This is a genomic window from Hymenobacter sp. HDW8 (assembly GCF_011305775.1).
Lineage (GTDB): Bacteria > Bacteroidota > Bacteroidia > Cytophagales > Hymenobacteraceae > Hymenobacter > Hymenobacter radiodurans.
Genome location: NZ_CP049907.1, coordinates 2090456 through 2106894, shown reverse-complemented (window position 1 = coordinate 2106894; position 16439 = coordinate 2090456). Strand labels below are relative to the sequence as shown.

12 protein-coding genes are annotated in these 16439 nt (G+C 51.3%); all 12 read left to right on the top strand.

Features of this window, described 5'->3' with window-relative positions; translation table 11 throughout:
- Positions 1-76 precede the first annotated feature (76 nt).
- The 12 genes from G7064_RS08690 to G7064_RS08635 all read left to right on the top strand — a co-directional run bounded on the left by G7064_RS08690 (position 77) and on the right by G7064_RS08635 (position 16381).
- A complete protein-coding gene (locus G7064_RS08690; protein WP_133271686.1) occupies positions 77-1315 on the top strand; it encodes a M20 family metallopeptidase in 1239 nt (412 codons plus the stop codon).
- 150 nt (positions 1316-1465) lie between these two features.
- Positions 1466-2161, top strand: coding sequence for a hypothetical protein (locus G7064_RS08685; protein ID WP_166073278.1), 696 nt, complete (start codon positions 1466-1468; stop codon positions 2159-2161).
- A 300-nt stretch (positions 2162-2461) separates the two neighbouring features.
- Positions 2462-2926: an Hsp20/alpha crystallin family protein gene (locus G7064_RS08680; RefSeq protein WP_166073277.1), complete on the top strand. Its 465-nt coding sequence runs from the start codon at positions 2462-2464 to the stop codon at positions 2924-2926.
- Positions 2927-3107: 181 nt separating this feature from the next.
- Positions 3108-4616 (top strand): Do family serine endopeptidase, encoded by a 1509-nt coding sequence (locus tag G7064_RS08675; protein ID WP_240731615.1) that lies wholly within the window; start codon positions 3108-3110, stop codon positions 4614-4616.
- 111 nt (positions 4617-4727) lie between these two features.
- Positions 4728-6326: an aldehyde dehydrogenase family protein gene (locus G7064_RS08670; RefSeq protein WP_166073276.1), complete on the top strand. Its 1599-nt coding sequence runs from the start codon at positions 4728-4730 to the stop codon at positions 6324-6326.
- 252 nt (positions 6327-6578) lie between these two features.
- Positions 6579-7343, top strand: coding sequence for a type I methionyl aminopeptidase (gene map / locus G7064_RS08665; protein ID WP_166073275.1), 765 nt, complete (start codon positions 6579-6581; stop codon positions 7341-7343).
- 207 nt (positions 7344-7550) lie between these two features.
- The gene (locus G7064_RS08660) at positions 7551-8111 is read left to right on the top strand and encodes an RNA polymerase sigma factor (RefSeq protein ID WP_133271690.1); all 561 of its coding nucleotides are present in this window, start codon (positions 7551-7553) and stop codon (positions 8109-8111) included.
- A gap of 99 nt (positions 8112-8210) precedes the next feature.
- On the top strand, positions 8211-8966 hold the full coding sequence (locus tag G7064_RS08655) for a hypothetical protein (RefSeq protein WP_166073274.1): 756 nt from the start codon (positions 8211-8213) through the stop codon (positions 8964-8966).
- On the top strand, positions 8963-10213 hold the full coding sequence (locus G7064_RS08650) for a hypothetical protein (RefSeq protein WP_166073273.1): 1251 nt from the start codon (positions 8963-8965) through the stop codon (positions 10211-10213). The genes G7064_RS08655 and G7064_RS08650 overlap by 4 nt, the downstream gene beginning before the upstream one ends.
- 182 nt (positions 10214-10395) lie before the next feature.
- Positions 10396-10956: a PPC domain-containing DNA-binding protein gene (locus G7064_RS08645; protein ID WP_166073272.1), complete on the top strand. Its 561-nt coding sequence runs from the start codon at positions 10396-10398 to the stop codon at positions 10954-10956.
- Between the two features lie 642 nt (positions 10957-11598).
- Positions 11599-14418, top strand: a complete 2820-nt coding sequence (locus G7064_RS08640; RefSeq protein WP_166073271.1) for a toxin-antitoxin system YwqK family antitoxin — start codon at positions 11599-11601, stop codon at positions 14416-14418.
- The gene (locus tag G7064_RS08635) at positions 14405-16381 is read left to right on the top strand and encodes a DUF3857 domain-containing protein (RefSeq protein WP_166073269.1); all 1977 of its coding nucleotides are present in this window, start codon (positions 14405-14407) and stop codon (positions 16379-16381) included. The genes G7064_RS08640 and G7064_RS08635 overlap by 14 nt, the downstream gene beginning before the upstream one ends.
- The last annotated feature ends 58 nt before the right edge of the window (positions 16382-16439 follow it).

Genomic DNA, 16439 nt, shown 5'->3' with positions numbered 1-16439 from the left:
TGCACTGTTACTTTTAGGTGCCCAGTCACTTTATCAAGCCGAATTAGCTGCTATCAAAGCCTTTAACTTCTTGCCCATGAGCCAGAGCCTTCTTTCCCGTATTCAACAGCTAGCGGCCGCTACTGCTGCCGAGACTGTTGCTTTGCGCGAGCATCTGCATGCGCATCCTGAGCTTTCCTTTCAGGAGGTAAATACGGCGGCTTTTGTAACGGCGGAGCTGAAAAAGCTTGGTTTGGCTCCGCAGCCGCTGGCTACTACCGGTGTGGTAGCTCTTATCGAAGGCAAAAACCCTAATAGCCGTACCGTAGCCTTGCGTGCCGATATGGACGCGCTGCCCATTCAGGAGACTAACGATGTGCCATATCGTTCCACCAAGCCGGGCGTAATGCATGCCTGCGGCCATGATGTGCACACTTCGTCCCTGCTGGGAACCGCCCGTATTCTGACCCAATTGCGCACTGAGTTTGAAGGCACTGTAAAGCTGATTTTCCAGCCCGGTGAGGAAATACTACCCGGTGGCGCATCGCTCATGATAAAAGAAGGCGTTCTGGAAAACCCAGTTCCGGCCAGCGTATTTGGTCAGCACGTATTTCCGATGCTGCCAGCTGGTAAGGTGGGGCTGCGGCCCGGTCGCTACATGGCTAGCACCGACGAGCTGTATATGACTGTTCGGGGTAAGGGCGGCCACGGCGCCATGCCCGAGCAAAACATTGATCCGGTGCTGATTACGGCCCATATTATCGTTGCTGCCCAACAAATAGTGAGTCGCCGCGCCAATCCTAAGCTGCCCTCGGTGCTATCATTCGGTAAGGTGATTGCGAATGGTGCCACCAACGTGATTCCCAATGAAGTGTACGTGGAAGGCACTTTCCGTACCCTTAATGAAGAATGGCGCAACGAGGCCCACATACATCTGCGTAAGCTGGTGGAAGGTATAGCCGAATCGATGGGAGCTACCTGTGAGTTGGAGATTCGACGGGGCTATCCTTACCTCGAAAATGAGCCGCAGCTAACGGCGCGCACGCGCGCCGCGGCTGAGGAATATTTGGGCGCAGAAAACGTGGTTGAGCTGGATCAGTGGATGGCCGCTGAGGATTTTGCCTACTTTTCTCAGCAAGCTGATGCCTGCTTCTACCGCCTCGGCACTTGTGCCCCCGACGGCCGCCACAAGTCCTCCGTACATACGCCCACCTTCGACATCGACCCTAAGGCCCTCGAAACGGGCCCTGGACTTATGGCCTGGCTTACCTTGCGTGAGCTAGGTGCCACCACTCCATCTCTTGCTGCCGATGCATCGGCTCCTATCAATGTATAAAGTATTTCTCAAAAAAATGCCCTCCAGACGCTGGGGGCATTTTTGGTTATCCTACTCTTTGCACTACTAAACGGAGCGGTAGTAAAAGGCCAGAGTCGCAGGGTTGTGAATGGGCTGGAATTATCTCCAGTACTGCAAGCTGAATATGCATTGTCTGGCGATGACTATCTGTTTTTAGGAACCAATACGCCTTTCTCCACCGGCGGCTTCGACGGCCTCAGTCTTGATCGGGCGGGGTTGAATATGGGCTACGAGCGATTTTGGAATACTCGCTGGAGCGGTGGCGCAACTCTTGGGTTAAGTAGCTATTCTACTACTGGTGGTGGAGATGTATCCTCGCTTTACGTTGATGTAGTTCCTGAGCTGTTTTTGCGGCATTGGAATACGCTGGGAAGCTTTAATTTTCGTCAGCGGATGGGTGTCGAATACCTTATTCCGGGCGGTGTGGGTAATGAAAGCCGCGCCCGCACAAGGCTTCGCTTTGACCTTGATCGACTAATTCCGGTAGGGGGGCAGGTAGTGCTGCGGCCACGCCTGTCGTATGAAGCATTTGCTTACCTGCGCTTTCAGCGAGATGAAGATGATCCGAAAGAACGCACGATTGACTTCACTGCTCTGCGAGGAGAAGTCGGCTTTCGGTTATCCGACCACTTCGACTTCACACCCTGGTTTGCTTATCAAAGCGCCTATAGTAACGTGCTTCAACAGACTGACATAGACGGTAAAGTCGTTATTCCAGGGGGGCGTCGCAACTTTGTGACTCCCGTGCTCGGCTTAGATCTGCGCTATACCATTTTCAAGGGTAAGCAGGCATTTGAGCGTCGTCAGTTACCGACGCAGCACTAGTGTTGCTCGTGCATAAAAAGTAACACGGGGGCTTTTTAACCGTGTGAGTCAAAGCTGTTGTATACAATGCATCAGATACTGACTTAATGGCATTAAAGGTTGTGAGGGAAATATAGTTCTCATAATCTTGAAAGGGACAATTTTTCAATAATTACTAATTCTTATTGTTGCCTTCCAAGCAGTAGTAAGACTTTTTGGCAGTTGAAAGTACTCGTCTGTGGGTTGGTACAGATTTTATTGAATAAGAGTGTCGACGCTTCAAAACGGCCTTCACTCTGACTCCTTAAAACATCTTTACCCATGGCTACTATTCTGTATAATAACCGTCCTGCTACTCGCTCAACCCGCGCTTTCAATTCTGTATTGAATGAGCTTTTGCGTGATACCCTGCCTACCACCACTGAGCCTGCTAAATCCTTCATTCCACAAGCCGATATCCTCGAATCGGAGGCTGGCTTCGAACTGCACCTAGCGCTGCCTGGCGTAGCGAAGGAAGCTGTTAAAATTGATTTTCAGGAAGGCAAGCTCGTTATCAGCGGTGAGCGTAAAGCGCTCGAAGTTGCTGAGGCTAAAGAAGGTGAGACGCAAAATGCCCCCCACTTCCGCCGCGTTGAAACTAACTATGGTAGCTTCACCCGCACCTTCCGCCTACCTGATACAGTAGATGTGACAGCAATTGAAGCTGAAATGACGGACGGAATTCTGCGTGTTCGCTTGCCTTTCGACGGTAAAAAAGTGACCAAGCACCACATTGAAGTGCGTTAAGTATATGATTTAAAAAAAGGCTCCGGATTTGGAGCCTTTTTTTAAATCTCTTCTGTTGTACATATAAGCAACCTCGCTGCGTTAGGTTGCATCTTATAGTAGGAGCGAGGTTCATATTTGAACCTTGCCTTTTTTGCTTTAAATTCATCTTCTTCTCATATCCAATCCTCGTTTCTTACCCATGCAAGCAAAACAAATGATGCTCGGCCTGCTCGGTTCTGCCATTCTGGGCGGGGGCGTGGCCGTGGGCGGGTATAAGCTATTAGAGCCTACCAACTCCAATGCACCGCAGGTAGTAGCCGCCGATCCGAATGTGCGCTATACCAGTGAGTTGCGCAACAGTGATTATGTAGTGCCTGAAGGCTTAAACTTTGTGGCGGCTGCCTCATCGGTGACGCCAGCCGTGGTTCACGTAATGACTGAGTACGCTCCCAAAATGCGCAGTAATGCTGGTTCCCAGCGCATGGACCCGCTTTTGCGTCAATTCTTCGGTGAGGACTTTGATCAATATCATCAGTCGCCCCAAGCTGGCCCCCAGATGGGCTCGGGCTCAGGTGTTATCATCGCGGCTAATGGCTATATCGTCACCAATAATCACGTGATTGATAAGGCTGACAAAATTGAAGTCGTTCTGGACGACAAGCGTAAATACAAGGCTGAGCTGGTGGGCACTGACCCGACCACGGACCTCGCCCTGCTGAAGGTGCAAGCCGACAACCTGCCCTTCGTGCGCTACGGCAACTCCGATAATGTGAAAGTAGGGGAGTGGGTGCTGGCTATCGGTAACCCGTTCAACCTTAACTCGACCGTAACGGCTGGTATTATTTCCGCGAAAGGCCGCAATATTGGTATTCTGCAGCGCGAAGACCGCATGGGCCTTGAGTCGTTTTTGCAGACTGACGCAGTTGTAAACCGCGGTAACTCGGGTGGAGCGCTGGTAAACTTAAATGGCGACTTAGTAGGTATCAACTCGGCTATTGCCTCCCAAAGCGGCAATTTCGAAGGCTATTCTTTTGCGGTGCCTAGCAGCATTGTGAGTAAAGTAGTTGATGACCTGCTGAAATATAAAGTAGTGCAGCGCGCTTTGCTTGGTGTTCAGATCCGGGAAGTAGATGCTCGTTTGGCTTCCGAGAAAAAGTTGAAAAACCTGAATGGCGTATACGTGGAGGAGCTAAGCGAGAATAGCGCCGCCGCGGCTGCCGGTCTCGAAAAAGGCGACGTGATTACTGAAATCAACGGCGCGAAGGTGAATACCTCATCGCAGTTGCAGGAGCAGGTAGCCCGCTACCGCCCCGGCGACAAGATTAAAGTAGCCTTCCTACGTGGCAACAACGAGCGCACCACTACTACTACGCTTCGCAACGCTACCGGCACTACCGATGTGGTACGGGCGGAAGTGGCAAAGGCTGTGAAGTACGAAGGTGCTACGCTGGAGCCTGTTACGAGCCAAGAGCTAAGCAAACTCGGCATCGAAGGTGGCGCCAAAATCAAGGGCATCCGCGACAGCAACTTCCGCCAGACGGGTATTGCTGATGGTTTTATCATCACGCGCATCGACAAGAACAAGGTGTCGAAGCCCCAGGACGTGCAGCGCTATTTAGAAATTGCCAAAAACGGTGATGGGGCCTTAGTTGAAGGTATCTATCCTGATGGCCGCAAAGCCTATTATCCTATCGGTCAGGCCGAATAAACGACTTAGGTAGAGCACAAAAAAAGCCCCCAGAAAACTGGGGGGCTTTTTTTGTTAGTTTTGTTACTCGTACCACCCACCCCCTTCCCAGCTTTTATTTCCCTTGATTTTATGAAACAAGCACTCGAAGAAGCTACTGCTACGGGCACCGATGTACAAGAGCATGATCCGCACGGTATCAAGGCGGTATTGCGTGAATTAGGCATCGAAGCCCGCAATCCAGCCTTCAGCACCGGTTTGAAATGGGGCGGCGCCAGCAATACCAAGACCCGCGCTATTCATTCGCCCGCCGATGGCCAGCTGATTGGTGAAGTAAGCTTTGCTACCGCCGCCGACTATGAGCAGGTGGTGCAAACGGCTCAGGAGGCGTTTCAGACGTGGCGGCTGGTACCAGCTCCCAAGCGTGGTGAGATCGTGCGCCAAATCGGTAATAAGCTGCGCGACCACAAGGAGCCACTCGGCAAATTGGTAAGCTACGAGATGGGGAAAATCCTGCAGGAAGGTTTGGGCGAAGTGCAGGAAATGATTGATATCTGCGACTTCGCGGTGGGCCTGTCGCGCCAGCTGCACGGCTTCACCATGCACTCGGAGCGGCCCGCCCATCGCATGTATGATCAATATCACCCGCTGGGCGTAGTCGGCATTATCTCGGCCTTCAACTTCCCGGTGGCGGTATGGAGCTGGAATGCCATGCTGGCCGCCGTTTGTGGCGATGTGAGCATCTGGAAGCCCTCCGAAAAAACGCCCCTTACTGCCGTGGCCGTGCAACATATTCTGCGCGACGTGCTGACCGAAAATGAGCTGCCCGAAGGTATTTTTAACCTTATCATTGGCGACGCCGAAATAGGCCAGCTGATGGCCGCCGACGGCCGCGTGCCGCTGGTGTCGGCTACTGGCTCTACCCGCATGGGCAAGAAGGTAGGCGAAGTAGTAGGTGCGCGTCTGGGGAGGGCGCTACTGGAGCTGGGGGGCAATAATGCCATTATACTCACCGAGCACGCCGATCTGGATATCGCTATGCGTGCCGTTGTATTCGGGGCCGTGGGTACGGCCGGCCAGCGCTGCACCACTACGCGCCGTCTCATCATTCACGAATCCATTTTTGAGGATGTAAAGAAGCGTTTGCTCACCATATATCCGAAGCTGCCCATCGGTAATCCGCTGATGGAAGGTACCCTAGTAGGTCCGCTAATTGATGAAGCCGCCGTGCGTGGTTTCAGCGAAGCGCTGGAAGCAGTGCAGCAGGAAGGAGGCAAAGTGCTGACTGGGGGGCAAATTCTGACCGGTGACCAATATCCGGGGGGCAATTATGTGCAGCCTGCTTTGGTTGAAGCCGAAAATCAGTACCACACGGTGCAAGAGGAAACCTTCGCGCCTATCCTGTATCTGATCAAATACAGCGGTGACGTAGACGCAGCTATTGCCCTGCAAAATGGCGTGCGCCAAGGATTGTCCTCGTCCATCTTCACCCTAAATATGCGCGAGGCCGAAGCATTCCTGTCACAGGCAGGCTCCGACTGTGGGATTGCTAATGTAAACATTGGTACCTCTGGCGCCGAAATAGGCGGTGCATTCGGCGGCGAAAAAGAAACCGGCGGCGGCCGCGAATCTGGCTCCGATGCCTGGAAAATCTACATGCGTCGGCAGACGAACACCATCAACTATTCGCGCGAGCTGCCTCTGGCTCAGGGAATCAAGTTTGACATATAAAAAGGAGACCAAGTGAACTGCCCTATTAATAAAAAAGGCTCGTGTGTAAATCACACGGGCCTTTTTTATACATTTTTGGGAAAGGATTATTTATCGCAATTTGAGTTATCTATATTCCTGTTGGGTAGAGGATGATAGAGATAACTCCTATGTTAGAAGGCTTATAGCTGCTTGCTAACGAAAATAGGCGTCGCTTTATCAGCGTTTGCCAGCCAACACTGTCTTAGATCAGATGACTAACCCCTGCGCTCCATGTCCATCACATCTCACATAGACTTAATCGGCCTTCAGCGCATTAGCGAAGCCGTCGGTACCACTCTGAAGCAAATGCGCGAATACGCTCAGCCGGGCATGACAACCAAAGAGCTAGACGACTATGGCGGATGTATTTTGGCCGCCTTCGGGGCTAAATCGGCGCCGCGGCTTACCTATGGCTTTCCGGGCTGGACGTGCATCAGCGTGAATAACGAAGTGGCGCACGGTATTCCCTCGGCCCGCAAAGTGCTGCAGCCCGGCGACCTGGTGAATATTGATGTCTCAGCAGAGATGGGCGGCTACTGGGCCGATAACGGCGGCTCCTTCGTGCTCGGGCCCGATATTCACCAGCATCAACCCTTGGTCGATGCCTCCCGCCAGATCCTGCGCACCGCACTCAGCCGCATTCGAGGCGGCGTACGTATTGCCGATATCGGTGGGCTAATTGAAGGTGAAGCGCGCAAAGCGGGTTTTCGGGTGATCAAGAACCTAGTGGGGCACGGAATTGGTCGCAGCCTGCACGAAGAACCCACGGAAATTCCCTGCTTCTACGACCGCTACAACCGCAAGCGCTTCCAGAAGAATTCGGTGGTAGCGATAGAGACGTTTATCTCCACCCGCGCTACGCTGGCTCATTCGCTGAGTGACGGCTGGACGATGGCTACCAAAGATGGCAGCTTTGTGGCTCAGCACGAGCACACCATTGTAATTACGGATGGCCAGCCCCTTATTCTCACGGAGGCAAACTGCATTTGGGAGTAGGCAAGGCAGCACAGATTGGGGAGACGGCCCTAGCCACTAATTTTAAACTACGTCGCGACATGGGTTATTTACTCTTAAACCCCATGCAACCCCGCCTTATAGTTCATTGTCTTTCTCTCGCTTACCCATCAGAACGAGGAGTTTAGCGAAGAAATCCGGATATTCACGGGCTACTATTTCTGAGCATGCACAACCCAAATACCGCACATGGAGGCTTTTGCGTATACTGATATCAACGCCCCATTGGTGGAGCGTTGCCGTTTGGGCGACCGCCGTGCCCAGGCTGAAATCTATAAGCGCTACGCGAAGGCTATGTTCAATGCCTCCCTGCGCATCACCGGCGACTTTGCCGAGGCGGAGGACGTGTTGCAGGAGTCGTTTCTGAGCGCGTTTCGTGAACTACATAGCTACAAAGGCGACTCTTCGTTCGGGAGCTGGCTCAAGCGCATCGTCATTAATAAAAGTATTAACTGCCTGCGCAATCGGCGCTTGCAGTTAGTTCCGCTGGCCGAACAGCACGATTCGGTTGGCTCCGAGCAGGACGACGACACCGACTTTACGGAAGTAAGTTGGCGAGCCGACCGCTTGCGGCGCTGCATCCAGGAACTACCCGATGGCTACCGCGTAGTACTCTCACTGTATCTGCTTGAAGGCTACGACCACGCCGAAATAGCAGGCATTTTGAATATAACTGAATCAACCTCCAAATCACAGTATAGCAGAGCCCGAAAAAAATTGTTGGAACTAGGGCGCCAGCACGGATTGTAAAGCACCTAATAAACGTAGATGAACCGGCCGGGCTGACGCTCCACCCACATGATAGCGGGCCACGGTCGGAAGGGGAGAAACGTGCGAATAACCACCTGTATGAACGAGAATAAGAAATCACTGGAAACTTTCGTAGAGCAGCACCGCGCCGATTTCGACGCGTTCGAGCCGCGCCCCGATTTGTGGGACAGCATCGAAGAAGAGCTGACGACGTCCACCGTGGCGTTCGACGAAACGGAAGAGGAAGTGCCCTTGCGCGTGATAAAGCTGGCCCCCGAGCCAGTGGTTCCATCCAAAAAAGCCCCCTGGAGTGGCCGTTTTGGTATTGCTGCCGCTGTTGCCCTTACGGTAGTAGCCGGTGGGGGGCTTTTCTGGAAAAATTCCGCCTCGCCACAACCTGCTTCTGCCTGGACGAGCATTAGTCCTTCGCCTTACCTTACCTCGGCACCTACTGAGGAAGAAACCAACGATTCCTTCTACTTTGGAACTAACCCTGTAGCGACGGCCGCCGCCAATGCCCCCACGCAGCGTTTGAATACGGCTGTGAAGCAGATGGAAGCCTACTTCGCCTCGCAGATTAAAGAACGGGCCGGCGAGTTGCGCCAACTGGAAGAAGAGAGCTCCAACGCGCCAGCTGCCGATTGGCAACGCGAACTGGCTGTGCTCGACTCGACCTACGCACAACTCAAAACCGAGCTTTACCGCAACCCGGAGCCGGATATGGTGCTCGATGCAATGAATCGTAACCTGCAAATCAGGGTTGATATCTTAAACCAACAGCTACGTACTCGCGAACGAATTCTGGAGTACCACGCTGAGGAGCCAGAAGTGGCCAAAAATAGTCGCAAGCGATGAAAACGGTCTTGATGGGTTTTAACTATCGTCTGTTGTCATTGGCCGCAAGTCTAATGATGATTCAGCCCCTAAAAGCTGAGCAGATTTCTCCTATGGAGCCGGTGACAGTTGTTATTGATCACTACCACCAAGGGGCGAGCAACACACAGCCGAGCGTGGAGCAGCAAGGTAGCACTCAGCCTTCTACTTCGCCTGTGCAGCAAGGCAGCCAAGGCCAGCAGGAAATGAGCGCAGTGCCAGCCGTAGAAAAAAGCCGCAAGCTGAGCCGCACTTTTGCAGCTCGCGCCGATAAGCCATATTCCCTGCAAACCCGCTACGGTCGTGTCCAGATTAATACCTGGAACCGGGCTGAGATCCGCACTGATGTTGACATCATTACCCGCGCCGACTCGGATGAAAAAGCGCAGGAGTTGATGAACATGATACAAGTGCGAATGCAAGAAAATGACCCCACTACGGGCGGCATTGCCGTGCAATCGAAGTTTGGGGCGATGCCTAATGGCTGCGCCAGCCGACAGCGCCTATACGAAGTGAACTACACCGTATGGCTACCCAAAAACACTTCTTTGCGAGTATACAATACTTTCGGCGATGTCAGCATCAACAATGATCTGACGGGCACCACGGAGTTAGCGGTAGAATATGGTAGCCTGCGCACAAGCCGCCTTGATGGCCCGCAGAACCTGTTACGCATAGGTAATGGTCAAAGCACAATTGCTTTTGCCGGTAAAGCCAGCATCGATGCTTCTTACTCCAAGCTTCGGCTAGATGCCGGAGAGGTAGTGGACCTGCGCAACAATTACTCCGATATCGACATCGGTACCGTGCGCGATCTGACGGTGCACAGCAAATATGGCGATGTGGCCCTTGGCACTGTTCGCAACCTGCGCGGCTCGTCGGGCTTCTCTAAATTCAGCATTGATCAGCTGAATGATCAGCTGGATATGAAAGTGCAGTACTGCCCCGTTTTTGAGGTTCGGAATACAGGCAAAAACTTCCGCCAGATTAATCTAGATGGTGGCTACAGTACTTTTCTGCTGAATTTTTCGGAAGGTGCCGGCTTTGACTTTGATGTGAATACCCTGCACGGTAAACTTCTGGTTGATAAAGACTTAGTGCGCGTAAGATCAGAGGAAAGCAGCTCCACCGCCAGCGATACACAAGGCAAGTTTGGAGGAGCCAGCGCCAAGAATTCGGGTAACGTAAACATCAAAGTTCGCTACGGCAACGTAAGCTTTAATAAATAGGGCGCTGCAACGCCCTCATCACTATCGTTCTGGTGGTGAGTGCAGAAGGGTAGTGAAAAGAGGAGAAAAGTCAGCCGGAGCTGGTTTTTCTCCTCTTTACTTTTAGCTATATTCCACACTGGGGGGCAAAATACAGGCCGCCATTGAGCAGCGGTTACCTTTGTGGCTAGCAATCTGCCCCTATGCGTTTTCTATTTACTTTGCTTTTGCTGGGACTAGCTGTCTCTGAGGCTTTTGCCCAAACCAAAACCGCTATGCCTTCGTCCGCTGCGCCCGTCGTTTCTGCCCTGTCATCGCCCATGCGTACGTATGCGCTCCGCCTGGCGCCCGGTCAAGATTTACGGCAGCAGCTACAGGCTTTCGCACAAGCCCAGCAGATAAAAGCCGCCACTATAGTTACCGGCGTGGGCAGCCTGACGTCTGTTCGTCTACGTTTTGCCAATCAGCCTGGGCCTACCGAATACAAAGAACATTTTGAAGTAGTGTCGCTGGTGGGTACGCTCTCCATAAATGGCAGCCATCTGCATCTGTCTGTTGCCGATTCCACGGGCCGGACTATTGGGGGGCATTTATTGGATGGCAACCTGGTTTATACCACCATGGAATTGGTAGTAGGCGTGCTGGAAGAGCTGGACTTTCGGCGCGAAACAGATCCTGTTTCTACCTATCAGGAGTTAGTAGTTTATCCAGTTAAAGCTCGCAAGCCAAAGGCAACTGGTAAACAGAAACACCAAATACCATAGTGTGTATAGCTGATAGAAATTTTGGATAGTTAATGCCTGTGTCTTTCAGCAGACTGCTGAAAGATGTACTATTGTAGGAATGTTCCGAGAACTGCCGTGGGTGCGGACAGAGTGGTTCATTACTATACTATCAGGTTTAATTTAATGCGAATTTTTACATATGGCGCTCTGCTATTTTTGTGTGCGAGCGCTGCTACGTCAGCTTGGGGCCAGCAAACCTCATCGAAAACGCTAGCCAATTCTCAACAAGTTTTACAAGAAGGTTCTGCTTTACATGGCAAGGGAGAATACGCAGCAGCAATTGCGCGCTACCTAACAGTTAGTTCGGCCGATACTAATTACTTGAAGGTTCAAAGTGAACTGGCTTCGTCTTATTTACAAAGCAAACAATATGCGGAAGCGGCTGCTATTAGTAGTCGTCTAGTTGCTTTGCAGGTGCATGAAGCCCAGTCATATGATGTTTTAGCGACAGCGCAGGAGTCTCTTGGCAATGCTAAAGCCGCACTTGCTACCTATAAGGAGGCACTCCGCCGGTTTCCCTACAACCAGACTCTATGGTATAATCAGGGCATAAGCCAAGGATTGGTTAATGATTACCCTGCCGCGCTAGCCAGTTGGCAGCACAGCCTTGAACTGAGTCCCTTGCACGCAAGCACTCATTACCAGTTAGCCCAGTTAGCTATACGACAAGGACAACCGGCTCGCGCCTTAATAAGCCTACTAACATTCTTATCTATCTATCCAGATAATGCAGGCAGCCGCGATGTACTCATACTAGCTGAACAAATATCCTCTAATGCCCTGGAATTAGATGCAAAGGAAAAGCTGACGCCTTTTATTCCGAACGAGGCATTCCGGGAACTTGATTTGCTGATAACCTCCAAGGCTGCTCTGCGCAAAGACTACACCTCGAAGGTGAAGTTCAACGCTAACCTAGTGAAGCAAACTCAGCTGTTAGTTGAGAAATTTCCAGTAGCTGAACCCAATGAAACAGATCTGTGGCTGCGTGTCTACACACCTCTGATACAGGTTTTGCGTCAGGAAGAAAACCTGGTTGCCTTCACGTACCTCATTTTGTCTTCCGCAGAGGATAATAAAGCATCGGGGTGGGTGAAAAGTAACAAAGGCAAAATCGACAAAATGGTAGAGGCTGCTGGTCCTGCTATCAATCAGTTTCGGGCCTATCAAATACCTTCCGTAGTACAGGGTAAACCTACGCGCCTCAAAGCTTGGTACACCAGTGAGGGTAAATTAGAAGGGATAGGAGATGGAGAAGGAGCGGGCGAGAAAGCTATTTTGCGGGGTCCCTGGCAAATGATTGATGAGGAAGGCGCTATTACTGAGGAAGGAAACTTTTCAAGCGCTGGCAATCGAGTTGGCACATGGCGCAGCTATCACACTAACGGCACTTTAGAAAAAGAATTAGCCTATGATGCGGAAGGTAAATTACATGGCCGCTACGTAGAGTATCATGATAATGGAGCGCTTTCAGTAGAAGGCAACTACGACCATGGGCAACCTGCGGGCATTGCTAAGCTTTACCATTACTGTGGTACCATTCGTGAGGTACGCCCCTACGCACAAGGCGACATCAACGGCGAGGTACTTTTCTATTACACGGATGGAAAGCTGCAAAGACGAACTAACTATAAGTCTGACAAGAAAGATGGAATAGAAACTGGCTTTTATGCCGATGGTACTCCTGAGTACACTACTACCTACGTAGCCGACAAGCGCCAGGGGGCATTTACAGTATACTATGCGGATAAGACACTTGAGCGCAAAGGGTCCTATGATCAGGACGAAATGCATGGTCCCTATATCGAGTATCACCCGAACGGACAGGTGGAGTCGACTGGTACGCTCAATCACGGTAAGCTTACTGGCCCACTGAAGCTATATTATCCCACTGGTAAGCTTAGCGTAGAAAAAAACTATGATGCAGCGACAAGTGAATTGCACGGTTTATACCGCGACTATGATTTGGAAGGCAAGCTGTTAGAAGAACAGCTATACGAGCAAGGACGAGTGACTCGAGTAATAGCATATGATGCAGCGGGCAAAGTGGTAAGCCAGACTTCCGTAGCTAAAAAAGGTAAGACAACCGTCAAAGGTCTACGCATCGATGGTACGCCACTCTACACAGGTAGCTATTTGAATGGCCAACCTGATGGCGAATGGGTATTTCTGCACCGTAACGGCGCTACGCGGGAAATACGCCGATATGCGGCTGGTGTGCGGCAGGGCCCTACAGAAGAGTACTATGCAACGGGTAAGCTGAAGCAGCGATACAGCTACGCCAATGATGAATTGGACGGGTTTAGTGAGGTTTTCTATCCTGATGGAGTAGTACAGCGGGCGGGCTTCTACCAGCATGGCCAAGAGCAGGGAGAGTGGCACCAGTATTATGCCGATGGTACTGTAAGTGAAGAATACAATCTTTTGAATGGCACTGCGCATGGAATAGCCCGCAGCTTTACCCCAACTCGCCAGCTTGCTCAAGAGCGTTGGCTTGAATACGGTCGTCTACTTGCGCTGACTGCCTTCGACTCGACGGGGCGGGTAATAGATCGGTTTGATATAACGCATGCCAGCAAAAAGTTTTCCCTTCACTACCCGAGCGGCAAACCGCGACTTGAGAGTGCGTTAGCGTGCTACGAACTCGATGGCTCTGCAGCTTGGCTTTCGCCTTCTGGCAAAACTGAAATAAGCTACAGTCAGCAGCAAGGCAATCGTCATGGTGCCTTCCGCTCATATCACCCTACTACAGGGAAAATTGCGATGGAAGGAACGTACCGGAACGGTCAGCGCGAGGGTGAATGGAAGCAATATTATGAGTCTGGTAAACTCAGAAGCAAAGGCGTCTATCGCAATGGTGAAGAGGACGGGGAGTGGCAGTATCTATTCGAAAATGGGCAGCCGGATATGACACGCACGTTTGTAGCTGGCGAATTGCACGGGCCTGCTCGTCACTATAATATGCAGGGAGAATTATTGGTTGAAAAGATGTTCGAGCGGGGTGAAGCAGTTAGCTTTCGGGGCCCAGGATCGGATGGAAAACCAACAGGAGCATACCAAGCGTTAGCTGGCAGCGTGAGTACCCAATTTGCTAATGGGAAGCCAGCCGCTGTAGAAACCTATAAAGGAGGTCGCTACGACGGCATTCGTACCTACTACTACAGCAATGGGCAGGTATTTCGGCGGGTGCAAAATCAGAATGGTGGTGTATTGAGCGGTGTGCTCACCACGTATTACCCTGATGGTAAGATGCGGGAAGAAGAAAACTATGCCCACGACGAGCTTCAGGGGCGCAGCCGCTATTATCGTCCTGATGGTACCTTGGAACGTGAAGAAACCTACCGCAGTGGCGAAAAATCTGGCCCTACTAGCTATTATAATGCCCAGGGTAAGCCAATTAAAACAGAAGTATACTGGAATACTTACGTGTATGATGTGCGCTAACTGGCCCGGCTTGCTTGGCCCTCTCAAATCGGTAGTGGCATTGATTGTTACGATAACAGTGACTTTCTCTATGGCTCATGCCCAACAACCAGTGCAGCTAATGCAGCAGATGCAACAGCAGTATCCGGGGGAGAAAGCCGTTTACCTTGATTACCGCCAAGACCTGACCGTAGAGGTGAAAGGCGACTCCGTGCAGGTACTGGCGCGCCACCATTATGATATGCTACATCTGGCACCGCAGTCAGTAGCCTACGCACCGGATCAGGTATATAGCTCTTACTTCAATCGGCTTCAAAAATTGGAGGCACGCACCTTACTTCCAGCCAATAATGACTACAAAACGGTTAAAGTAACCGACTTCAAGAACAAGTTTGAGATGCGTCCGGGGGTGTTTTTTGACGACGTACGCTCTACTACATTTAGTTATCCCGCAGTGGTACCCGGTGCGCGTACGGTAGCCGATTACACTACACGCCACCCCGATGGGCGATTTCTTATGCCTTTCAATTTTGCTTCTTATGTGCCCGTGCGGCACGCAGAGCTTACCATCACTGCCCCCCGCACCGTTAAAATAAGCGCCAAGCTTTTTCAGGTGCCGTTAGGTAAAGTCAACTTTAGCAAACAGGAGAAAGGAAGCACTGTAATCTACCGGTGGGTAGCGGACAACCTTTCCGCCGTTCCGCGCGATGACAATGCACCGGAATCGGACTACTACGTGCCTCATGTTGTTTATTATCTGGAAGAAGCGGTGATTGGTGGGCAGCCACGCAAGCTGCTGGGGGGCATTTCTGAGCTTTATACCCTGTACTCAGGCTTCATTGGCAACCTCGATAAAAAAGAAGATCCCGCCTTACGCCGCGTGGTAGATTCGTTGATGGTAGGAACTAGAACCGAGCAGGAGCGGGTGCAGCGCGTATATTATTGGGTACAGGATCATGTGCGCTATATCGCCTTTGAAAATGGACTACGTGGATTTATCCCGAATGATGCTGGTCAGGTGTATGCCAAACGCTATGGTGACTGCAAAGACATGGCGAACCTTACGCACCAAATGCTGCGTCTAGCGGGCGTGAAGTCGTATCTGACGTGGATTGGTACCCGCGACCTTCCTTACCACTATGCTGAGTTGGCAACTCCGGGCGTGGATAACCACATGATAACGGCCTACGAATCGAAGTCGGGCGAGTACGTATTTTTAGATGCGACCAGCAAATACACGCCGTTCGGGATGCCGTCGTGGATGATTCAGGGTAAAGACGCTCTGCTTTCGCTCGATGCTAAAAACTGCAAAGTTGTGAGCGTGCCAGTAATGCCTAAGGAGCGTAATGCGGTAGTAGACGTATCGAAAGTAACCTTAGATGGCACTACCGGCCTACGAGGAAGTGGACAACTTGCTCTGGAGGGCTACCCCAAAGTGCGCCAATCCTACGCCCTTGATGGGCTCGACAAAATGCAGGAGGCCAAAACAATAAAAAGTCTACTAGAGCGGGGAAATAATAAGTTTTTCGTAGACACCTATACAGTTCAGAACCTCGATGCGCGCGATAAGTCTCTTACTATCGATTACGAATATCGATTGCAAGATTATGTGCAACGCCTGGACGACGAAATATATGTGAACCTGAATCTGGATCAATCTTTTGGTACCGACCGTATCGACGTCGCCAAGCGTCGCTTATCCCGCTTCAGCGACTATAATCATACTACCCGCACCCGCACGGAGTTCGAAATTCCGGCTGGCTATGATATCGAACATCTGCCTGACAATGTGAAAACGCAGGATGCGGTGCTTGGCTTTTCTATTCGTTATGAACGGCAAGGCAACAAAATAGTGCAGGAAAAAGAGCTGTACATGGATTGCCTACTCTTGGAGCCCGCACAATTTGGACAGTGGAATGCCGTAGTCGACAAGTTAGGGGCAGCTTACCGCGATGTGCTTATCCTGAAAAAGAAGAAAGCTTAATCTCAGTCGGGGGGCTTTTTTGTCCGAACTGGGCGGTATTGATACTTCCTTTTATTTT